General features: G+C 73.1%; 23 protein-coding genes and 1 pseudogene. 16 read left to right on the top strand and 8 right to left on the bottom strand.

Annotated elements, in window-relative coordinates; all coding sequences use genetic code 11:
- Positions 1–164: 164 nt before the first annotated feature.
- The 3 genes from ykgO (at position 165) to MOX02_RS19490 (ending at position 2,066) form a co-directional block, all read left to right on the top strand.
- On the top strand, positions 165–290 hold the full coding sequence (gene ykgO / locus MOX02_RS19500; protein ID WP_003601867.1) for a type B 50S ribosomal protein L36: 126 nt from the start codon (positions 165–167) through the stop codon (positions 288–290).
- Positions 291–423: 133 nt separating this feature from the next.
- Positions 424–1,050, top strand: a complete 627-nt coding sequence (locus tag MOX02_RS19495; protein WP_147027455.1) for a tetratricopeptide repeat protein — start codon at positions 424–426, stop codon at positions 1,048–1,050.
- The gene (locus MOX02_RS19490) at positions 1,050–2,066 is read left to right on the top strand and encodes an alpha/beta fold hydrolase (protein WP_147027454.1); all 1,017 of its coding nucleotides are present in this window, start codon (positions 1,050–1,052) and stop codon (positions 2,064–2,066) included. Before MOX02_RS19495 ends, MOX02_RS19490 begins: the two co-directional genes overlap by 1 nt.
- A 4-nt stretch (positions 2,067–2,070) precedes the next feature.
- Here the strand turns inward: MOX02_RS19490 and pyk are convergent, their stop codons facing one another.
- Together pyk and MOX02_RS19480 are read right to left on the bottom strand one after the other, a co-directional pair.
- The gene (pyk, locus tag MOX02_RS19485) at positions 2,071–3,507 is read right to left on the bottom strand and encodes a pyruvate kinase (protein ID WP_147027453.1); all 1,437 of its coding nucleotides are present in this window, start codon (positions 3,505–3,507) and stop codon (positions 2,071–2,073) included.
- A gap of 150 nt (positions 3,508–3,657) precedes the next feature.
- Positions 3,658–4,377 carry a winged helix-turn-helix transcriptional regulator gene (locus MOX02_RS19480; RefSeq protein WP_147027452.1) on the bottom strand — a complete coding sequence of 240 codons (720 nt, stop codon included), beginning with the start codon at positions 4,375–4,377 and terminating at the stop codon, positions 3,658–3,660.
- A 79-nt stretch (positions 4,378–4,456) separates the two neighbouring features.
- On the opposite strand from MOX02_RS19480, the gene MOX02_RS19475 reads away from it, so the two are divergent.
- From MOX02_RS19475 to MOX02_RS19465, 3 genes are all read left to right on the top strand, one after another.
- The gene (locus tag MOX02_RS19475; protein WP_147027451.1) at positions 4,457–4,894 is read left to right on the top strand and encodes a VOC family protein; all 438 of its coding nucleotides are present in this window, start codon (positions 4,457–4,459) and stop codon (positions 4,892–4,894) included.
- Between the two features lie 126 nt (positions 4,895–5,020).
- Positions 5,021–5,530 (top strand): VOC family protein, encoded by a 510-nt coding sequence (locus MOX02_RS19470; protein WP_238179260.1) that lies wholly within the window; start codon positions 5,021–5,023, stop codon positions 5,528–5,530.
- 57 nt (positions 5,531–5,587) lie between these two features.
- Positions 5,588–6,358, top strand: coding sequence for a VOC family protein (locus tag MOX02_RS19465; RefSeq protein ID WP_147027450.1), 771 nt, complete (start codon positions 5,588–5,590; stop codon positions 6,356–6,358).
- Between the two features lie 6 nt (positions 6,359–6,364).
- On the opposite strand, the gene MOX02_RS19460 is transcribed toward MOX02_RS19465, so the two are convergent.
- Together MOX02_RS19460 and MOX02_RS19455 are read right to left on the bottom strand one after the other, a co-directional pair.
- Complete coding sequence (locus tag MOX02_RS19460; RefSeq protein WP_373866766.1) at positions 6,365–6,814, bottom strand: DUF1036 domain-containing protein; 450 nt, start codon at positions 6,812–6,814, stop codon at positions 6,365–6,367.
- A gap of 4 nt (positions 6,815–6,818) precedes the next feature.
- Positions 6,819–8,150 carry a glycerate kinase type-2 family protein gene (locus MOX02_RS19455; protein WP_147027448.1) on the bottom strand — a complete coding sequence of 444 codons (1,332 nt, stop codon included), beginning with the start codon at positions 8,148–8,150 and terminating at the stop codon, positions 6,819–6,821.
- A 168-nt stretch (positions 8,151–8,318) separates the two neighbouring features.
- Between MOX02_RS19455 and MOX02_RS19450 the strand changes: the two genes are divergently transcribed.
- The 6 genes from MOX02_RS19450 to MOX02_RS19425 all read left to right on the top strand — a co-directional run bounded on the left by MOX02_RS19450 (position 8,319) and on the right by MOX02_RS19425 (position 11,044).
- On the top strand, positions 8,319–9,071 hold the full coding sequence (locus MOX02_RS19450) for an N-formylglutamate amidohydrolase (RefSeq protein WP_147027447.1): 753 nt from the start codon (positions 8,319–8,321) through the stop codon (positions 9,069–9,071).
- A gap of 49 nt (positions 9,072–9,120) precedes the next feature.
- Entirely contained in the window at positions 9,121–9,429 is a 309-nt protein-coding gene (locus MOX02_RS19445) for a DUF1244 domain-containing protein (protein WP_147027446.1), read from the top strand.
- Positions 9,430–9,523: 94 nt separating this feature from the next.
- A complete protein-coding gene (locus tag MOX02_RS19440) occupies positions 9,524–9,787 on the top strand; it encodes a DUF2312 domain-containing protein (RefSeq protein WP_147027445.1) in 264 nt (87 codons plus the stop codon).
- Positions 9,788–9,825: 38 nt separating this feature from the next.
- Positions 9,826–10,320, top strand: coding sequence for a hypothetical protein (locus MOX02_RS19435; RefSeq protein ID WP_147027444.1), 495 nt, complete (start codon positions 9,826–9,828; stop codon positions 10,318–10,320).
- Positions 10,321–10,546: 226 nt separating this feature from the next.
- The gene (locus MOX02_RS19430) at positions 10,547–10,822 is read left to right on the top strand and encodes a hypothetical protein (RefSeq protein ID WP_147027443.1); all 276 of its coding nucleotides are present in this window, start codon (positions 10,547–10,549) and stop codon (positions 10,820–10,822) included.
- A 30-nt stretch (positions 10,823–10,852) separates the two neighbouring features.
- Positions 10,853–11,044 (top strand): hypothetical protein, encoded by a 192-nt coding sequence (locus tag MOX02_RS19425; RefSeq protein WP_147027442.1) that lies wholly within the window; start codon positions 10,853–10,855, stop codon positions 11,042–11,044.
- Between the two features lie 19 nt (positions 11,045–11,063).
- On the opposite strand, the gene MOX02_RS19420 is transcribed toward MOX02_RS19425, so the two are convergent.
- Complete coding sequence (locus MOX02_RS19420) at positions 11,064–12,299, bottom strand: allantoate amidohydrolase (protein ID WP_238179258.1); 1,236 nt, start codon at positions 12,297–12,299, stop codon at positions 11,064–11,066.
- A gap of 5 nt (positions 12,300–12,304) precedes the next feature.
- Complete coding sequence (gene uraD / locus MOX02_RS19415) at positions 12,305–13,189, bottom strand: 2-oxo-4-hydroxy-4-carboxy-5-ureidoimidazoline decarboxylase (RefSeq protein ID WP_147027441.1); 885 nt, start codon at positions 13,187–13,189, stop codon at positions 12,305–12,307.
- A 196-nt stretch (positions 13,190–13,385) separates the two neighbouring features.
- On the opposite strand from uraD, the gene pucL reads away from it, so the two are divergent.
- Positions 13,386–14,225, top strand: coding sequence for a factor-independent urate hydroxylase (pucL, locus tag MOX02_RS19410; RefSeq protein ID WP_147027440.1), 840 nt, complete (start codon positions 13,386–13,388; stop codon positions 14,223–14,225).
- 8 nt (positions 14,226–14,233) lie between these two features.
- On the opposite strand, the gene MOX02_RS19405 is transcribed toward pucL, so the two are convergent.
- A complete protein-coding gene (locus MOX02_RS19405; protein ID WP_147027439.1) occupies positions 14,234–15,583 on the bottom strand; it encodes an 8-oxoguanine deaminase in 1,350 nt (449 codons plus the stop codon).
- A gap of 206 nt (positions 15,584–15,789) precedes the next feature.
- Between MOX02_RS19405 and MOX02_RS19400 the strand changes: the two genes are divergently transcribed.
- The 3 genes from MOX02_RS19400 to hpxZ are packed head-to-tail and all read left to right on the top strand — an operon-like array spanning position 15,790 to position 17,780.
- The gene (locus MOX02_RS19400; protein WP_147027438.1) at positions 15,790–15,978 is read left to right on the top strand and encodes a DUF4089 domain-containing protein; all 189 of its coding nucleotides are present in this window, start codon (positions 15,790–15,792) and stop codon (positions 15,976–15,978) included.
- The gene (locus MOX02_RS19395; protein WP_147027437.1) at positions 15,975–17,381 is read left to right on the top strand and encodes an AtzE family amidohydrolase; all 1,407 of its coding nucleotides are present in this window, start codon (positions 15,975–15,977) and stop codon (positions 17,379–17,381) included. Before MOX02_RS19400 ends, MOX02_RS19395 begins: the two co-directional genes overlap by 4 nt.
- 18 nt (positions 17,382–17,399) lie before the next feature.
- Positions 17,400–17,780, top strand: a complete 381-nt coding sequence (gene hpxZ, locus MOX02_RS19390; protein ID WP_147027436.1) for an oxalurate catabolism protein HpxZ — start codon at positions 17,400–17,402, stop codon at positions 17,778–17,780.
- A gap of 15 nt (positions 17,781–17,795) precedes the next feature.
- Here the strand turns inward: hpxZ and puuE are convergent.
- A pseudogene (gene puuE, locus MOX02_RS19385) lies at positions 17,796–18,722 on the bottom strand (allantoinase PuuE); the annotation flags it as partial.
- Between the last annotated feature and the right edge of the window lie 2 nt (positions 18,723–18,724).

Genomic DNA, 18,724 nt, shown 5'->3' with positions numbered 1-18,724 from the left:
CGACATAGCGGACCGGCGGATCTTGCCTCGTACGGGCGAATCCTGATAAGGGAGCCGCCTTTCCGCGATGCGTGCGCTGCCATCGCCGGGGATGCTGCGAGGCACACCCGTTCCCGAGACCTGAACCGATAGGCGGCCGGGCTGTCCGCGCCGAGTGAACACCGATGAAGATTCGCAACTCGCTGAAGTCGCTCCGCGGCCGGCACCGTGACAACCAGCTGGTCCGCCGCAAGGGCCGGGTCTACGTGATCAACAAGACCCAGAAGCGCTTCAAGGCCCGCCAGGGCTGATCCCCGCGGCCCGCGGGAACTGCTTCTTCCGCGGGCGCAGATCTTCAGGGCCGGCAGGCCTTTTGTGGCGGCCGGGCCCCGCGCGGCAAGCGAGCGCGTTGACGCGACGGCACGGGGCGCACAAGCTCTCCCGATGTTGCGCATCCTTCCCCTGTCCCTTGTGGCGGCCCTCCTCGCGGCACCGTCCCCCGCGGCGGCGGCGCCGCCCGGCACTCTCTCGCGCGAGCCGCAGGCCGACGCCCCGGAGCGCGGAAGCTCCGACGCGGCCAAGCCCAAGCCGCCGGCGAGCCTCGACGACCTGTTCGCGCGCCTGCGCGAGGCCGAGGACGACGCCGAGGCCAAAGGCATCTCGAAGCTGATCGAGCGCCGGCTCGACCGCTCGGGCAGCGCCACCGCCGACCTCCTCACCGAGCGGGCCCGGCAGGCCATGTCGGCCAAGGACCTGCCTCTCGCCGTCGAGCTGATGGATCGGGTTCTGAGTCTGGAGCCCGGCTGGTCCGAGGGCTGGAGCCGGCGGGCCAGCCTGTTCTGGCACCTCTCGGACAAGGCCGCCGCCATCGCCGACCTGCAGCGCGCGCTCGTGCTGGAGCCGCGCCATTTCGAGGCTTGGGCGGCGCTCGGCCGGATCTACCAGTCCATGGACGACAAGGTGCGGGCGCTCCGCGCCTTCCGTCGTGCAGCCGCCCTCTATCCGCGAATGGACAAGCTCCAGTCCTCGATCGACCGGCTCGCCCCCGAGGTCGACGGCCGCGACCTCTGATGGCCGTCGCGCACGCGCTGGCGGCCTGCCTCGCGCTCCTCGCGGTCCTGGTCGGCGGTGTTCTCGGCGCGGGCGCCGTCGCCTCGCTCCTCATCACCCTGCGCACCGAGGCCGCCTTCCCGCCGGCCGGCCCCTTCGTGCCCGTGAGCGGCGGGCGCCTCGCCACGATCGAGGCCGGTCCGCGGGAGGGCGCCCGCGCCACGATCGTCCTGCTGCACGGGGCCTCCGCCAACGCGGCCGAACCGATGGAGGGCGTCGGCCGCATCCTCGCGAGCCAGGGCTTCCGCGTGGTCAGCTTCGACCGGCCGGGCTTCGGCTGGAGCGACCGCCTGCGGGGCGCGGAGGCCGCAACGCCCGCCGCGCAGGGCGCCGCCATCGCCGAGGCGCTCGAGCGGATGGGGGTCGGCCCCGCGATCGTGCTCGGCCATTCCTGGTCGGGGGCCCTCGCCGCGAGCCTCGCCCTGGAGCATCCGGACCGGGTGGCGGGCCTCGTCCTCGTCTCGCCGGTGGCGCTGCCCCTGCCGCAGCGCCAAGGGCTGCCCTGGTACTGGCGGCTCGCGCTCCAGCCCCCGATGGCGTGGCTCCTCAGTCGGACGGTCGGGCCGCCCGTGGCGATGCACTACCTGGAAGGGGCCGCACACACCGTGTTCCGGCCGCAGCCGGTGAGCGCGGACTACCTGACGCGCGCCCGCGCCGCCCTCGTGCTGCGGCCGGCCACGCTTCTCGCCAACGTGCAGGACCTGATCGGGCTGCCGGCGGCGCTCGCCGCCCAGAGCCCGCGCTACGGCGCCATCACGGCGCCGACCGTGATCGTGGCGGGCGAGGCGGACCCGATCGTGCGCACCGACCTCCAGGCCCGGCCGCTGGCGGAGCGGATCCCGGGCGCCGAGTTCGTGGTGCTGCCGGGCATCGGCCACATGGTGCAGTACGTGGCCGCCGACGTCCTGGCGCGGGAGGTCGGCCGCCTCGCCGACCGGATCGGGGAGCGGCGGCCGCTGCCGGCGGCCGCGCCCTGACGGCTCACGCCCGCGCGGCGTGCTCGCGGGTGACGAAGGCGATGCGCACGAGGTTCGTCGCGCCCGGCGTGCCGAAGGGAACGCCCGCCACCACGATCACCCGGTCGCCGACCTCGGCGAAGCGCTCGCGGACCGCGAACTTCGCGGCCCGGAAGGCCATGTCGTCCACGTCGCTGGCGTCGTTCGTCACGATCGGGTGCGTGCCCCAGGCCATGGCGAGGCGCCGCGCCGTCTCCCGCTTCGGGGTCAGCGCGATCACGGTCGCGTTCGGGCGCGAGCGCGCCAGGCGCAGCGCCGTCGAGCCCGAATGCGTCCAGGCCATGATCGCGTTGAGGCCGAGCGAGCCGACCATCTGGTGGGCGGCGGCGGCGATCGCGTCGGCCGCCGTCGGCTCGGGGTCGGAGCGCTGGGCGGTCAGGATGTTCCAGTAGAGCGCGTCCTTCTCCACCTGCTCAGCGATGCGGCTCATGGTCGAGATCGCCTCGACCGGGAAGGCGCCGGACGCGCTCTCGGCCGAGAGCATCACGGCGTCGGCCCCCTCGTAGACCGCGGTCGCCACGTCGGAGACCTCGGCGCGGGTCGGCACGGGTGCGGTGATCATCGATTCGAGCATCTGCGTCGCGACGACCACCGGCTTGCCGAGGCGGCGGGCGCCGCGGGTGATCCGCTTCTGCACGCCGGGCACCTGCTCCAGCGGCATCTCGACGCCGAGGTCGCCGCGGGCGACCATGAGGCCGTCCGAGACCTCCATGATCTCGTCGAGGCGGGTGAGTGCCTGCGGCTTCTCGATCTTGGCCATCACGAGGGCGCGGCCCGCGGCGAGCTTCTTCACCTCGGCCATGTCCTCGGGCCGCTGCACGAAGGAGACGGCGATCCAGTCGGCGCCGGCGTTGAGGCCCGCCTCGAGATCGGCCCGGTCCTTGTCGGTCATGGCCGGCACCGGGATCACCGTGTGGGGCAGCGACACGCCCTTGCGGTTCGAGATGCGGCCGCCGACCTCGACGCGCGTCACGGCACGGCCGGGGCCCACCTCGGTCACGGTGAGGCGGAGCTTGCCGTCGTCGATGATCACGGAATGGCCCGGCTCCAGCGCCGAGAGCACCTCCGGGTGCGGCAGGTAGATGCGCTCGGCGTTGCCGGGCGTCTGATCGCTGTCGAGGACGAAGGTCTGCCCGTTCGCGATCATGGCGCTGCCCTCCGCGAAGGCACCGAGGCGCAGCTTCGGGCCCTGCAGGTCCACCAGGATCGCGATCGGGCGGCGCGCCTCGCGCTCGATGGCGCGGATCACCTCGATCTTCTCCGGCAGCTTCTCGCGCGGCAGGTGGCTCATGTTGAGCCGGAACACGTCGGCGCCCGCGTGGAAGAGCTTCGTGATCATCTCCGGCGTGTCGGAGGCCGGCCCGAGGGTGGCGACGATCTTCGTGCGGCGTGAGCGTTTCAATCCGGCCTCCATCAAGGCAGCGCGAGCCCGGCGGTGCGTCGTGTCCGGCCGGTTGAGGGCGAGCGGCCACAAGCACCGGCCGCGCCTCCGCGTCAAGCGGCCGTGCCCGGCAAACGCGGTTTCGCGGGGGAGGGGTGCGCCGGGCCGGGCTCAGGCGCCGGCCCGTGCCTTCGGCGGAAGCGGGAAGAGCGTGACGAACCGCCGGGCGAGCACGGCGTCGCCCTCGACGCCGAGCGCGCCCGCGAGCGCCGCGAAGGGCTGCCCGCCGTAGACCGCTGCCGCGATGACGGGAGCGGGACCGGTGAAAATCAGGTCGGCTCCCTCGGCCGGCCCGCGCTCGACGCTGATCGCACCGTCGGCGAGCCGGGCCAGGAAGCTCTCGGAGCCGATGCGGAACCCGATGCGGGCCGAGAGCCCCGCCGCGCGACCAGGGTCGATCATGGTCCGGGAGGACAGGAAGAGGGAGGTGGCGCTGAAGGGCAGGGTGGGGTCGTGGAGCGGCGAGCGCGCTGCCCAGCGCCCGAGCGCCTGGAAGATCGGCTCGCTCTCGTAGCCCCAGGGTGTCAATTCGTAGACCTGGGCGCCCGAGGGCGGCGGTAGCCGGCGGCGCGCCAGCACGCCCACCGCCTCCAATCCATCGAGGCGCTGCGTCAGCACGTTGGCGCTGATGCCGGGCAGGTCCTGGCGCAGGTCGCTGAACCGCTTCGGCCCGAGCATCAGTTCGCGCATCACGAGGAGCGCCCAGCGATCGCCCACGAGGTCGAGGGCGTGCGCGGCGGCGCAAGCGTCGTCGTAGCGGCGGGCCGCCCTGGCACCCTCGGTCTTGGCACCCTCCACCTTGGCACTTTCAGTTATTTTTTCTAACTTCATAGTTGCAAATCATAACCAGATCGGGCATCACGGTCAAACTTGGCCGTGAGGAGCCGGGTGCAGGCGAGAGGGAATGCCGATGCCGCAGATGATCTTCGTGAACCTCCCCGTGCGCGACGTGGCCAGGGCGACCGCCTTCTACGAGGCGGTCGGCGCCTCGAAGAACCCGAACTTCTCGAACGACGACGCCTCCTGCATGGTGTTCTCGGATGTCATCCACGTCATGCTCCTGAGCCACGCGTTCTTCTCCACCTTCACGACGAAGGCGATTCCCGACGCGCGCGAGACATGCCAGGTCCTGATCTGCATCTCGCAGGAGAGCCGCGAGGCGGTGGACGCCATGGTGGCGCGGGCCGAGGCGGCGGGCGGCCGGGCGGACCCTGGCCCGAAGCAGGATTACGGCTTCATGTACGGCCGCAGCTTCGAGGATCTCGACGGGCACGTCTGGGAGATCAGCTGGATGGATCCCGTCGCGGCCCAGAAGGGCCCCGAGGCCCACGCGGCGGCGAATGCCTGACCGGTGAGCCCTGCCCGGGCCGGCATCGCGCGGTCACGGCGAATCTGACAGGATCGCGCACGCCGGGCTTCGGGAGACGGGCGGCTCGCGCGACCGCCGATGACGGTCCAGCCGGCAGGGGGAGCCATGTCCACGGCCTCGACGATCCCGACCGCGACGATGCCCAGCACGATCTCGACCTGCCTCTGGTTCGACGGCGAGGCTGAGGAGGCGGCGCGTTTCTACGTGTCGCTTCTGCCCGATTCGGCGATCGAGAGCGTCGTGCGCGCGAGCGTGGAGACGCCGGGCGGCGGGCCGGGCTCGGTGATGGTCGTGGCCTTCCGTCTCGCGGGGCGCCGCCACATCGCGCTCAACGGCGGGCCCGCCTTCTCCTTCACGCCGGCGATTTCGCTCAGCGTCGAGTGCGCGGACCAGACCGAGATCGACCGCCTCTGGGAGGCTCTCTGCGCCGAGGGCGCGCCGAGCCGCTGCGGATGGCTCACCGACCGCTACGGTCTGTCCTGGCAGATCGTGCCGCGGCGCCTCGGCGAGATGATGCAGGATCCCGACGCCGCCCGGACGCGGCGCGTGACCGAGGCGCTGCTCGGCATGACGAAGCTCGACCTCCCGGCCCTGGAGCAGGCCTACGCCGACTGACCGCGGCGCGAGGCTGCCCGCACCACCCGATCATCCGCACGACAGAGGGAAGCGACCATGCCCGAGACCGCCAGCACCTTCGTCTGGTACCAGCTGATGACCACCGACCCGGAGGCGGCGGAAACCTTCTACCGCGCTGTTGTGGGGTGGGAGGCGCAACCCTGGGAGGGCGGGAACGCACCCTACACGCTTCTGAGCGTGGCCGGGCGGCCCGTCGCCGACATCGCTCCGCTCGCCGATGAGGTGAAGGCGCAGGGCGGCCACCCGGGCTGGAGCGGCTTCATCGGGGTTCCGGACGTCGACGCGGCGGCCGAGCAGGCCACGGCGGCGGGCGGCAGCGTGCGCAAGGGACCGGAGGACATTCCCGGGGTCGGCCGCTACGCCGTCGTCGGCGATCCCCAGGGCGCGTTCTTCATCCTGTTCCGGCCGAACGGGCCGGCGATGCCCGAGGTTCCGGCCACCGCGCCGGGCCATATCGGCTGGCACGAATTGTTCGCGACGGACTGGCAGGCCGCCTTCGACTTCTACGCCGGCCTGTTCGGCTGGACGAAGGATCTGGCCGTCGATCTCGGGGGCATGGGGACCTACCAGACCTTCGCGGCGAACGGGCGCTCGATCGGCGGCATGATGAACCGGCCGCCGAACATGCCCGTCTCGGCCTGGGGCTACTATTTCACCGTGCCGGGGATCGACGCGGCCGCCGCCCGCGTCGCGGAGGGCGGCGGACGGGTCCTGATGGGCCCGCACCAAGTGCCCGGCGGCTCCTGGATCGCGCAGTGCGTGGACCCGCAGGGCGCCTTCTTCTCGCTCACCGCCCAGCATCGCTGAGGCGGGTCAGGGCGAGGGGGCAGCGGGCTGGTTCGGGTCGGTGAGCTGGATCGTCCAGCTCTTCTGCTCGCCGGTATCGACCTCGAAGAAGCCGTTGCGGTCGTAGCCGCGTGCGAGGCAATCCTCGACCCCGCGGATCGTGAACTCGGAATCCTTGGTGCACATCAGCGAGCGCCCGCTCCACTCGCCGCCGCGCGTGTAGTCCACCGCGAAGACGTAGTAGAATCGGGCCGCGAGCGCGCCTTTCAGGAGCGTCTCGCAGGCTTTGGGCGTGAGGTCCCACCAGCCCTCCGTGACCCAGCCCTGCGGGTCGCGGTAGCCGAGCGCGACGCCGACCTTGCTCGCGGTGAGATTGCACATGCGAAGGTCCGCCCGCGCCGGCGCAGGCCCGAGGAAGCAGAGCGCCGCCGCGAGGGCTAAGACCGGAGCCGAGCGGCGCCGCGCGCCCGTGGGCATGCCCTCAGCCGACGAGGATGATGCGGCAGTCGTTGACATTGGTGCGGGTGGGGCCGGGCTGGACGAGGTCGCCGATCGTCGCGAAGAAGCGCGTCGAGTCGTTGTCGGCGAGCATCGCGGCCGGATCGAGGCCGGCCGCGCGGGCGCGCGCCAGGGTGGACGGATCGACGAGGCCGCCGGCCGGGTCGGTCGCCTCGCCGCGGCCGCCGTCGGTGCCGTCCGTGTCGGCCGCGATGCCGGCGATGCCGGTCTCGCCGTCGAGCGCGATGGCGAGCGCCAGCGCGTATTCCTGGTTCGGACCGCCGTGGCCCTCGCCGCGAATCGTCACGGTGAGCTCGCCGCCCGAGATCAGCGCGACCTTGCGCCCCTGCGCCTTCGCCTCACGGGCGAGGCGGGCGTGCTCGGCCGCCACCTCGCGGGCCTCGCCCTCGACGTCCGAGCCCAGCATGACGGGCTCGTAGCCGGCCCGGCGGGCAGCCTCGGCGGCGGCTTCCAGCGCGTCGACAGGGCGGGCGATGATGCGGTACTCCGCCCGCGCGAAGGCCGGGTCGCCCGCCTTCGGCGTCTCGTTGTTCGGGTCGTTCAGGAGGGTGCGGGCGGCCTCCGGCAGGGGGATGCCGCGCCGCTCGCAGATGGCGCGGGCCTCGGCAAGCGTGGACGGGTCGGGCACGGTCGGGCCCGAGGCGATCACGGCCGGGTCGTCGAAGGGCACGTCCGAGATCGCCAGCGTGAGGATGCGGGCCGCGTTGCGGGCGGCGAGGGCGAGGCGCCCGCCCTTGATGCGCGAGATGTGCTTGCGCACGGTGTTGATCTCGTTGATCGGCGCGCCCGAGCGCAGCAGCGCGCGGGTGATGGCCTGCTTCTCGGCGAGCGTCAGTTCGCCGGCGGGCGCGATCCAGTTCGCCGATCCGCCGCCGGAGAGCAGCACCAGAACCTCGTCGTCCGGACCGGCCTCGGAGGCGATGCGCAGCGCCTCCCTGGTGGCCTCGATGCCGGCCGCGTCCGGCACGGGGTGGCCCGCCTCGACCATGCGGATGAGGGGCGCCTCCTCGCCGTAGCCGTGGCGCGCCACCGCGAGGCCGGTGATGCGGTCAGGCCCGAGCCCGTGCTCCTCGCGGTAGAAGCGGCTCGCCACCGCGGCCATGCTGCCGCCCGCCTTGCCGGCGCCGAGGATGATCAGCCGGCCCTTCGGCGGGGGCGGCAGGTGCGGGGTGAGGCAGCGCGAGGGGTGGGCGGCCGCGATGGCCTCGGCGAGGAAGCCGTCGAGCAGGCTGCGCAGGTCGTTCGCCTCGGCTGCGTTCGGCGCGTCGCTGGGGGCGGGCGTGGTGGCACTCATACGGGCGTCCTCGCGCGTCGTGTCGTCTTCTCTCGTGCGTCCTCGCCATCGCGCCCGCCGGAGCGAGGGGAGGGCGACGGGCCTCATGTTGCCGTGAGCGCACGATCCTTGATACGTGCTCTGCCCGAGCCTCGACCCGTCGGCAAGCTGGAAACGAACCGGATCCCCATGCCCGCCCCGCAACCGCCCCATCCCGTCGAGACGGTGCCCGGCGATCCGGCCTGCGGGCTGCTCCTCATCTGCGACCACGCCTCGAACTTCGTGCCGGAGGACATCGGGCTCGGCGTCGCGGAGGCGGAGTTCGCCCGCCACATCGCCTACGACATCGGCGCGGCCGGCGTGACGCGGGCGCTCGCCCGCCATCTCGGCGCGCCCGCGATTCTCACCCGCTTCTCGCGGCTCATCATCGACCCGAACCGCGGCCGGGCCGACCCGACACTGGTGATGCGCCTCTCGGACGGAGCGGTGGTGCCGGGCAACGCCCGCATCGACGAGGCCGGCAAGGCCGAGCGCATCGCCCGCTTCTACGAGCCCTTCGACCGGGCGATCGACGTCGCGGTCGCGGAGGGGGAGGCCGCGGGCGCGCCGCCGGCCATCGTGACGATCCACAGCTTCACCCCCTACTGGCGCGGGGTGGCGCGGCCCTGGCAGGTCGGCATCCTGTGGGACCGGGACGACCGCCTCAGCGCGCCGCTGATCGCGGGGCTGCGGGCCGATCCGGCGGGGCTCACGGTCGGCGACAACGAGCCCTACGGCGGCGGCCTGCCGGGCGACACGATCGACCGCCACGCCACGGCCCGCGGCCGGCCGAACGCCCTCGTGGAGATCCGCCAGGACCTGATCGCGGGCGAGGGGGGCCAAGCGGAGTGGGCCGCGCGCTTCGCCAAGCTCCTGCGCCCCATCCTCCGGCCGGCCGCTTGACGCGGGCGCCCGCGCCGCCGACCTGACACGCGAGAACCGGAGCATCACCATGGCCGAGATCGACCCGAAGACCCAGACGGAGCTGGAGGCCGCCGTGTTCCGGCGCCTCGTCTCCCACCTGCGCAACCGCCCCGACGTGCAGAACATCGACCTGATGAACCTGGCCGGCTTCTGCCGCAACTGCCTGTCGAACTGGCTGAAGGACGCCGCCGACGAGCGCGGCCTGCCGCTCACGAAGGACGAGAGCCGCGAGCAGGTCTACGGCATGCCCTACGACGCCTGGAAGGCGAAGCATCAGTCGGAGGCGAGCCCCGAGCAGCAGGCAGCCTTCGCCAAGCGCCAGGCCGAGCCGCACTGACGCCGACCGGCTAAGGTCCCGGTAAGGTTATCGCTGTAACCCGTCGCGCGAGGCGTCGCGCGGGGCGCGGCACAGAGCAAGGACTTTCGGACACATGGCAGCCTCAGCAAGCCCGGCGGTCGATCCGTCCTCGGTGGCGGCGGACCAGCTCAAGAGCTTCATCGAGCGCATCGAGCGCCTGGAGGAGGAGAAGGCCGGCCTCGCGGGCGACATCAAGGACGTCTACGCCGAGGCGAAGGGCAGCGGCTTCGACACGAAGGCGCTGCGCAAGATCGTCTCGCTGCGCAAGAAGGACCACGCCGAGCGGCAGGAGGAGGAGGCGATCCTCGAGCTCTACATGCAGGCCCTCGGCATGTAGGTCTGGAGCCGCCTTCCGGCGCCGGCGAGAAGACCCGGATGCAGTCCGCGCCGGTCCTCGCGCCCGACGAGCAGGCCCGCACGATTCGTCGGGTGACGCGGGAGCTTGGCCGGCTGGAGGCGCTCGCCGCGCGCAACCGCCTGCGCCGACGCGCCTTCCGCGCCCTTCGCGGCGCCGCCGGAGCCGGGGCGACGCTCGGCCTGCTCCTGAAGCTGAAGATCGCGGGCTCGCTGGCGATCAAGCTCGCGCTCTCGGCCCTGGTCGGCGTGGGCTTCGCCTGGCCGATGCTCGCCGCCGCGATCCTCGTCCTGGCCGGGCTCGTGATCTCCATCCTGAGTCTGCTGGATGGGCAGGGCGGGAACCTCCATCTCGACGGTCCTTGCGACTGGCCGTGCGGCTGCGAGCGGCGCAGGGCGCGGGCGGCCCGCCTCAAGGCGCTGATCGCGCGGAGGCGGGATTGGCTCGCGCAAGGGGCCGGCCCGGCGCCGATCCCGCGGGGCGAGGCCGACGGCCGCCGACGGCGCGGGGCCTGAGCCGCCGGCCGGGCGCGCGCCCATCGATGCGAACGGCGCGGCGGAAGAGGACGGCTGGTCGTGCCGGCCATCGCGCAAGACTTCGACGGCGCGGGCGAGCAATGCTCCCCCTCCCGCGCCGTCGAAGCCCAGTCCTGAGGTCCCTCGGTACCTTACGGGGACAACCGGCGCGAGCAGACTCGGTTGCGTTGCATCCGCGGTTGTACTGCCGAAATTCCGTCCGCCTGTGCAGCACGCGCAGCTGCTGTCGAAATCATGCCGATCCTTGGAAGCGTGGCCGCAACTGACGTCCATGATGTCGGTTAACACGCACGGGGCTGCCCTTCATCTCGACGGTGATCTCATGGTGGGCACAGATGCAGCTTTCATCGCTGGCTTGAAGATGCAGTCGCGGCCGCCGAGCCGGGAGGAGATCCAGCGCCTGCGCGAGCTGGTCCTGCGGGTGGACTGGGATCAGATCGCCTGCTGGGCGAGCTGCCAGGACCGCGCGCGGCTGCATTGACGGAAGGCCGGATCGGCCGAGGAGCGCGACATGAACCTGATCGTCACCGCCCAGCACGATGGGCGCGTCGTGTCCTACCAGCGGCGCTCCCCCAGCGGGGCGCTGGAGAAGGCGCTTCAACTGCAGAAGGCCGGGTCGGACCGGGTGTTCATCACCGACATCACCGGACGTGCCTACGGTCCCGGCGACTTCGCGGCCTGCTTCGTGCGGGCAAGGGTCTAGACCGGACGATCTCCGAAGCTCAGGCACGGATCCTGCGCGCCAGCCCCCGCAGCGTGCCCAGCATCACGCGGGCGCCGGCCTCGATGTCGGGCGGGCCCGCGAACTCGGCTGGGCTGTGGCTGATGCCGCCGCGGCAGCGCACGAAGATCATCGCGATCGGGGCGATGGCGGCGACCGCCATGCCGTCATGGCCGGCCCCGCTCGGCAGGCGCAGCGCGCGGTAGCCCTCCTGCGCGATCGCCGCTTCGACCAGAGCGGTGAGCGCCGGGTCGCAGGGCACGGCCTGCGCCTCGTGCGTGCGGCGGACGGCGAGATCGAGCCCCCGCCGCCGAACGATCGCACTCCAGGCCGCCTCGATGTCGGCCAGCGCCGCGCGGCGGCAGGCGTCGTCGGGCGCCCGCAGGTCGAGGGTGAACCGCGCCTCGCCCGGGATGACGTTGACGACGCCCGGATGCACCGCGATCCCGCCGACCGTCCCGACGAGATCCGCCTCGCCCCGGCATCGCGCCTCGACGGCCAGCACGCACTCGGCAGCGCCGGCGAGCGCGTCGCGCCGTCCCGCCATCGCCACGGTGCCGGCATGGCCCGCCTCGCCGGTCAGCGTCACGGCGAGCCGCGTCGCGCCGCTGATCGCCGTGACGGCGCCGACCGGCAGCCCCGCCTGCTCCAGCATCGGGCCCTGCTCGATGTGCAGTTCGAGATAGCCGAGGACGTCTTTGGCGGCCCGCGCCGCCTGCCCGATCCGGGCTGGGTCGAGCCCGAACGCGGTGAGCGCCGCGCCGAGGCTGATCCCGTCCGCATCCCTGAGCGCGAGGAGCGCCGGATCGAAGGTGCCCGCGAAGGCGCGGCTGCCGATCAGCGTGGACTGGAAGCGCGTGCCCTCCTCGTCGCCGAAGCCGACGACCTCCACGGCGAAGGGCGGCCTCCCGTCCGCCCGCAGCCACGCCGCGACGCAGGCGATGCCGGTGACCACCCCGAGCGGGCCGTCGTAGCGCCCGGCGTCCCGCACCGTGTCGAGATGCGAGCCGATCACGAGGGCAGGGCCGCCGGGCTCGGCCCCCTCGACCCGGCCGACGACGTTGCCGGCGGCGTCGAGGCGGGCGCTCATCCCCGCCTCGCGCATCCATCCCATCACGAGCGCGTTGGCGCGCGCCTGCTCGGGGCTGAGATAGACGCGCGTGATCGCGCCCGGCTCCGCGCTGATCGCGGCGAGCGCGTCGAGGCGCTCCAGGATTCCGGCGGCGAACCCTCTCAAGCGCTTCAGCTCCCGCGATAGGTCTGGAAGCTCCAGGGGCTCGCCACCAGGGGAACGTGATAGTGGCCCTCCGGCTCGGCGACGCCGAAGCGGAGCGTCACGACGTCGAGGAAGGGCGGCTCCGGCAGGGCGAGCCCGGCCGCGCGGTGATAGTCGCCGAGCCCGAAGCGCAGCTCGTAGGCCGCGATCGGCACCGGGCGCCCCCCGATGAGCGGCGCGTCGGTGCGGCCGTCCGCGTTGGTGCGGGCGCGGGCGACGATTGTCGCCTCGCTCTCTGAGACGATCTCGGCGAGTTCCACCGCCACGCCCGCTGCCGGACGCCCCGTCACGGTGTCGAGGACGTGCGTCGAGAGGCGCCCTTTCGTCTGCAAGGAGCCCTCGCCCGCCACCAGGGCGTCGAGGCGGATCGCGGCGATGCGCAGGACCTCGGCTTCCGCCGCGCGCCGCTCGGCCTCGGGCGTGCTCTCGAGCCGGGCGGCGAAGGTCCGCAGGAGCGAAGCGCGGCCGTGCCGCTTGACGCAGAGGATGAAGGGGAAGCCGAACCTGTCCCTGTAGGCCGCATTCAGGGCCTCGAAGCGGGCGTACTCCGCCTCCGACAGGCGGTCGAGCCCGGCGGCAGCCTGCTCGGCCAGCGAGTCCGGCGCGGCGGTGCCCGCCCGCGCCGCCCGGCCGGCGAGTTCGGGATGGTTCGTCAGCAGGGCGAGGCGCCGGACCGCGGGGGCGGCTTCCACGGCCTCGCGCATCGCCGCGAACAGGTCCGTGACGCGGGCGAAAGGGCGTCCGCCCGCCGCGGCCTCGGCGACCCAGGGCGCGTGCTCGAACACGGCGCCGAGGGCGGCGACGAAGTCCGCGCGGGTGGCCGCGTTCAGGGAGGCGAGGTCGAGGCTCATCGCGCCCGCTTGCATCCTTGTGCAGCCCGGCCGGCGGCCGGGACGGAGCGGAGCGTAGCAGACAACGGGCCATCGCGGACCGGCTCCGGTTCCGGTCCGCGCCGCGGGGCTTCTCCCGCCGCGCAAAACGGGCATCCTCCCCGAGGAGATCGCCGGACATCGTCTCGGGCGCCCGGCGCAGCGAGGAGAAACCCGAATGGCCCTGACCGCATCGCGCTACGGCAAGGAACGCGTCCGCGTGATGCGCCTCACCCGGGACGGCGATCACCACACGCCGCGCGAGCTGAGCCTCGCCGTGCTCATGACGGGCGCGTTCGACGCCGCCTTCACGAGCGCGGACAACAGGGCCTGCGTGGCCACGGACAGCGTCAGGAACATCGTGAACGTGACGGCGGCCCGGAACCTCTCCCTGGAGAAGGAGGACTTCGCCCGCGCTGTCGCCGCGGTTCTCCTCGAGACCTACCCGCAGATCGAGGAGGTCGTCGTCGAGGCGACGGAGACCCGCTGGATCCGCCACGCCTTCGGGGAGGCGCCGCACGGCCACACCTTCACCCTCGACGGCAACGGCTTCGGCTACGTGAAGCTCAGCGCGGGCCGGGGCGGGAGCGTGCTGGCATCGGGGCTGCGCGGTTACACCGTCATGAAGACCACCCGGTCGGGCTGGGCCGGCTTCGTCGATGACGCGTACCGCACGCTCCCCGACGCGACGGACCGGATCGCGGCCACCAGCATGGACGCGACCTGGACCTGGGCGGACCGGCCCACGGACTTCGCGGCGGCGAACGCCCGGGTGCTCGCGCGCCTGATCGAGGTCTTCGGCACCACCTACAGCCACAGCATCCAGGACAGCCTGTACCGGATGGGCGAGGCGGTGCTCGCGGACGTTCCCGAGGTCGCCGAGATCAGCTTCGCGATGCCGAACAAGCACTACGTGCCGATCGATCTTGCCTCGTTCGGCCTCGACAATCCGGGCGCGGTCTTCCTGCCGACCGACGAGCCCCACGGGCAGATCGAGGCCACGATCGGACGGGGCTGAGCCGGCTCTCAACTCGCGCCGAACAGGCGGTGCGCGAGGCGGGTGTGCTCCTCGCGGAGCAGCCCGGTGTCGACGCCGAGGGGCTGCCCGTCGAGGACGCGCCAGCACCCGGCCACCATCACCCGGTCCGCCCGGTGGGCGCCGCAGAGCACGAGCGCGGCGAGCGGGTCGTGGCTGCCAGAGAAGCGCAGCTCGTCCAGGGTGAACAGGGCGAGATCCGCCTCGCACCCTTCCGCGATGCGGCCGATATCCGTGCGCCCGAGGCAGCGGGCCGAGCCGTCCGTGGCCCAGCGCAGGGCGTCGAGATGGGTGACGGCCTCCGCCCCGTAGGTCAGGCGGTTGAGCATGAGCGCGTGGCGCACGCCCTCCATCAGGTTGGAACTGTCGTTCGAGGCCGAGCCGTCGACGCCGAGGCCGACCGGGCTGCCCGCCGCCTCCAGCTCGCAGGTCCGGCAGCGGCCGGAGGCCAGCGTCATGTTCGAGGTCGGGCAGTGGCAGACCCCGACGCCGGCCCGGCCGAGGCGGGCCACCTCCGCATCGTTGAAGTGGATGCCGTGGGCGAGCCAGACCCGCGGGCTCATCCAGCCGACTTCCTCCAGATAGTCGACCGGGCGCTGCCCGAAGGTCGTGAGGCAGAACGCCTCCTCGTCGAGGGTCTCGCAGAGATGCGTGTGCAGGCGGCAATCGTGCCGCTCGGCGAGGTCCGCGCTCTCGCGCATCAGGCGCTTCGTCACGTTGAAGGGCGAGCAGGGGGCGAGGCCGACCTGCACCATCGCCCCGGGCGCGGGATCGTGGAACAGGGAGAGCACGCGCTCGCTGTCGGCCAGGATGGTGTCGTCGTCCTGCACCAGGGCGTCCGGCGGCAGGCCGCCGTCGCGCTCGGACACGCTCATCGAGCCGCGGGTGACGACGGCGCGGATGCCGAGCGCGCGCGCCTCCTCCACCTGGATGTCGACGGCGGTCTCCAGCCCCTTCGGGTAGAGGTAGTGGTGGTCGCCCGCGGTGGTGCAGCCCGAGAGCAGAAGCTCGGTGTAGGCGAGGCGGCAGGCCAGCCGGAACGCGTCGGCGTTGAGCTTGTCCCAGACCGGGTAGAGCGCCTTCAGCCAGGGGAAGAGCGGCTTGTTGATCGCGGCCGGGTGCGCCCGGGTGAGGGTCTGGAAGAAGTGATGGTGGGTGTTGATCAACCCGGGGATGACGACGTGTCGCGAGGCGTCGAAGGTCTCGTCCACCGGCAGCGACGGCCGGCCGCCCGAGGGCACGCGCTCCGCGATCCGGCTGCCCTCCACCACCACGCCGCCGCCCGCGCCGGCCGCGAGGATCGCGAGCGGGTTCCTGATCCAGAGGCGCCGTGCCGTCATCCCATCCTCGTCAGGTTGCGCGGGGGCCCGTCCCGGCCCCGCCGCCTCCGGTTTGGAGCGGGCGGGGGCGCCGTTGCAAGCGTCGCGCCGCCCGCGCGATGATGCGTGGGCGGTCGCGGGCGTCTATGCTGACCGCCGCCCGGCTCCGCGGCGGCCCCTGGCGCGGCCGTTGCAGGATGCGGGGCGCGCGTTCAGCAGGAGTGACCATGGCCGAGACGGAGACCGACCTCGACGCCTACGCGGAGGCCGCCGCCGCCATGCTCGGCCTCGCCGTCGAGCCGGAATGGCGCGAGACGATCGTCGTCAACCTGCGGGTACTGAGGGCGGCGGCCGACCTCGTCGGCGCCTTTCCCCTGCCCGACGAGGCCGAGGCGGCCCCGGTCTTCACCGCATGAGCGATCAGGCCGACTGGAGCCTCGCCCCGGCTGCCGAGATCGCCGCCGCCGTCTCGGCCGGCCGCGTCGGCGCCCGCGCCGTCACCGAGGCCGCGCTGGCACGCATCGGCCGGCTGGATCCGCGGGTGAGGGCCTTCACCGACTTCCTGCCCGAGCGCGCGCTCGCCCGCGCCGACGCCCTCGACGCGGCCCGTGCCGGCGGGCAGGCGCCCGGGCCGCTGGCGGGCGTGCCCTTCGCGGTCAAGAACCTGTTCGACATCGCCGGCCTGCCGACCCGGGCGGGCTCCAAGATCAACCGCGGGCGGGAGCCGGCCGCCCGCGACGCCGCGCTGATCCGGCGGCTGGAGGCCGCGGGCGCGGTCCTCCTCGGCGGCCTCAACATGGGCGAGTACGCCTACGATTTCACCGGCGAGAACGTGCACGACGGCGACACGCACAACCCGCACGACCTGACCCGCATGTCGGGCGGATCCTCCGGGGGCTCGGGCGGGGCGGTCGCGGCAGGGTTCGTGCCACTGGCGCTCGGCTCGGACACCAACGGCTCGATCCGTGTGCCCTCCGCCTTCTGCGGCTGCTTCGGGCTGAAGCCCACCTACGGGCGGCTCAGCCGGGCGGGCAGCTTCCCCTTCGTCGGCAGCCTCGACCATGTCGGGCCGATGGCGCGCTCGGCGCGCGACCTCGCGCTCGCCTACGACGCGATGCTCGGGCTCGACCCGGACGATCCGGCCCAGGCCGACCGGCCGGCCGAGCCCGCGGGACCGTCGCTGGAGGCCGGCATCGGGAGCCTGCGGATCGCGGTGGCCGGAGGCTACTTCGCCCGGATGGGCGAGCCGGACGCCTTCGCGGCTGTGGCCGCGGTCGCCCGCGCCCTCGGCGCGGAGCGGGGCATCGAGATCCCGGAGGCGGCCCGCGCCAGGGCGGCGGCCTACCTCATCACGGCGGCCGAAGGGGCGACCCTGCACCTCGAGCGCCTGCGCGCCCGGCCCCGCGACTTCGACCCGGCGGTGCGCGACCGCCTGATCGCGGGCGCGATGATCCCGGCACCCGTCATCGAGCGGGCCCAGCGCTTCCGCCGCTGGTACCGGGACGCGGTCGGCGCCCTGTTCCGGGAGGTCGACGTGATCCTCGCCCCCGCCACGCCCTGCCGGGCGCCGCGGGGCGGACAGAAGACCTTCGTGCTCGACGGGGTGGAGTTGCCGGTGCGGGCCAATGTCGGCCTGTACACGCAGCCGATCTCCTTCATCGGCCTGCCCGTCGTCGCGGTGCCGGTGCGGCTCGACGAGGGATTGCCGCTCGGCGTCCAGGTCATCGCCGCGCCCTGGCGCGAGGACGTCGCCCTGCGCGTCGCGCATCACCTCGAGCGGGCCGGCGTCGCCCGGGCGCCTGTCGCGACCCTCGACTGAGACCCCAAGGAACACCGCATGGAGATCGACATCCCGGAGGTTCGCGCCGAGGTCGAGGCCGCCTTCCGCCGCTACGAGGCGGCCCTCGTCGGCAACGACGTGGAGACGCTGGAAGCGCTTTTCCACGACGATCCCCGCACCATCCGCTACGGGGCGGGCGAGAACCTCTACGGCATGGACGCGATCCGGGCCTTCCGCCGCGCCCGCTCGCCGCAGGGACTGGCGCGGGACCTCTCGGACACGGTGATCACCACCTACGGGCGCGATGTCGCGGTGGCGATGACCCTGTTCCGGCGCGCGGGCGCGCCGGGCCGCGTCGGGCGCCAGAGCCAGACCTGGGTCCGCCTGCCCGAGGGCTGGCGGGTGGTCGCCGCGCATGTGAGCGTGATCGAGGGCTGAGGCCCCTCAGGCCGGCGGGTGGGCCGCGGCCCAATGGTGGGCGATGTCGATGCGGCGGGCGATCCAGACGTGCTCGTGGGCCGCCACGTGGTCGAGGAAGCGCGCGAGCGCCGCGATCCGCCCGGGGCGTCCGACGAGGCGGCAGTGGAGCCCGACCGACATCATCTTCGGCGCCTGCGCGCCCTCGGCGTAGAGCACGTCGAACGTGTCGCGCAGGTAGGTGAAGAACTGGTCGCCCGCGTTGAAGCCCTGCGCCACGGAGAAGCGCATGTCGTTGGCGTCGAGCGTGTAGGGCACGACGAGGGCCGGGCCCCCGGGTCCGGGTATCCAGTAGGGCAGGTCGTCCGCGTAGGAATCGGCGAGGTAGGCGAGGCCCCGCTCCATCGCGAGCTCGCGGGTGTGCACCGAGAACCGGCCCGTGTACCAGCCGAGGGGCTTCTCGCCCGTCGCCGCCTCGTGGAGCCGGATCGCCGCGTCCATGTGGACGGCCTCCTCGTCGCGGGAGAAATGCGCGTAATCGATCCACTTGAGCCCGTGACTCGCGATCTCCCAGCCGGCCTCCCGCATGGCCGCGACAGCCTCCGGGTTGCGGTTGAGGGCCTCGGCCACGCCGAACACCGTGAGCGGGATGCCGCGCCCCGTGAACAGCCGCCAGATCCGCCAGAAGCCCGCCCGAGCGCCGTACTCGTAGATCGACTCCACGGTCATGTGTCGCTCGCCCGGCCAGGCTTGCGCGTTCACGATCTCGGCGAGGAACGCCTCGGACGCGGGGTCGCCGTGGAGAATGCAGTTCTCGCCGCCCTCCTCGTAGTTCAGGACGATCTGCACGGCGATGCGGGCACCGCCGGGCCAGCGCGCGTGCGGCGGGTTGCGGCCGTAGCCGATCAGGTCGCGCGGGTAGGCGGGGTCCGGGTAGGCGGGTTCCGAGTCGGGGGGGCTCATGG

Source organism: Methylobacterium oxalidis, assembly GCF_007992195.1.
Lineage (GTDB): Bacteria > Pseudomonadota > Alphaproteobacteria > Rhizobiales > Beijerinckiaceae > Methylobacterium > Methylobacterium oxalidis.
The sequence above is the reverse complement of the archived record's forward strand: the minus strand, read 5'-3'. Positions and strand labels throughout refer to the sequence as shown.

Coding starts and splice junctions, on each gene's coding strand:
- MOX02_RS19490 (WP_147027454.1), top strand. CDS start 1,050: ATGGCCGTCGCGCACGCGCTGGCGGCCTGCCTCGCGCTCCTCGCGGTC.
- MOX02_RS19480 (WP_147027452.1), bottom strand. CDS start 4,377: ATGAAGTTAGAAAAAATAACTGAAAGTGCCAAGGTGGAGGGTGCCAAG.
- MOX02_RS19435 (WP_147027444.1), top strand. CDS start 9,826: ATGCAGTCCGCGCCGGTCCTCGCGCCCGACGAGCAGGCCCGCACGATT.
- uraD (WP_147027441.1), bottom strand. CDS start 13,189: ATGAGCCTCGACCTCGCCTCCCTGAACGCGGCCACCCGCGCGGACTTC.
- MOX02_RS19455 (WP_147027448.1), bottom strand. CDS start 8,150: ATGAGTGCCACCACGCCCGCCCCCAGCGACGCGCCGAACGCAGCCGAG.
- MOX02_RS19425 (WP_147027442.1), top strand. CDS start 10,853: ATGAACCTGATCGTCACCGCCCAGCACGATGGGCGCGTCGTGTCCTAC.
- ykgO (WP_003601867.1), top strand. CDS start 165: ATGAAGATTCGCAACTCGCTGAAGTCGCTCCGCGGCCGGCACCGTGAC.
- MOX02_RS19450 (WP_147027447.1), top strand. CDS start 8,319: ATGCCCGCCCCGCAACCGCCCCATCCCGTCGAGACGGTGCCCGGCGAT.
- MOX02_RS19440 (WP_147027445.1), top strand. CDS start 9,524: ATGGCAGCCTCAGCAAGCCCGGCGGTCGATCCGTCCTCGGTGGCGGCG.
- MOX02_RS19470 (WP_238179260.1), top strand. CDS start 5,021: ATGTCCACGGCCTCGACGATCCCGACCGCGACGATGCCCAGCACGATC.
- MOX02_RS19465 (WP_147027450.1), top strand. CDS start 5,588: ATGCCCGAGACCGCCAGCACCTTCGTCTGGTACCAGCTGATGACCACC.
- MOX02_RS19495 (WP_147027455.1), top strand. CDS start 424: ATGTTGCGCATCCTTCCCCTGTCCCTTGTGGCGGCCCTCCTCGCGGCA.
- pucL (WP_147027440.1), top strand. CDS start 13,386: ATGGCCCTGACCGCATCGCGCTACGGCAAGGAACGCGTCCGCGTGATG.
- MOX02_RS19475 (WP_147027451.1), top strand. CDS start 4,457: ATGCCGCAGATGATCTTCGTGAACCTCCCCGTGCGCGACGTGGCCAGG.
- MOX02_RS19400 (WP_147027438.1), top strand. CDS start 15,790: ATGGCCGAGACGGAGACCGACCTCGACGCCTACGCGGAGGCCGCCGCC.
- MOX02_RS19395 (WP_147027437.1), top strand. CDS start 15,975: ATGAGCGATCAGGCCGACTGGAGCCTCGCCCCGGCTGCCGAGATCGCC.
- MOX02_RS19405 (WP_147027439.1), bottom strand. CDS start 15,583: ATGACGGCACGGCGCCTCTGGATCAGGAACCCGCTCGCGATCCTCGCG.
- MOX02_RS19445 (WP_147027446.1), top strand. CDS start 9,121: ATGGCCGAGATCGACCCGAAGACCCAGACGGAGCTGGAGGCCGCCGTG.
- hpxZ (WP_147027436.1), top strand. CDS start 17,400: ATGGAGATCGACATCCCGGAGGTTCGCGCCGAGGTCGAGGCCGCCTTC.
- MOX02_RS19460 (WP_373866766.1), bottom strand. CDS start 6,814: ATGCCCACGGGCGCGCGGCGCCGCTCGGCTCCGGTCTTAGCCCTCGCG.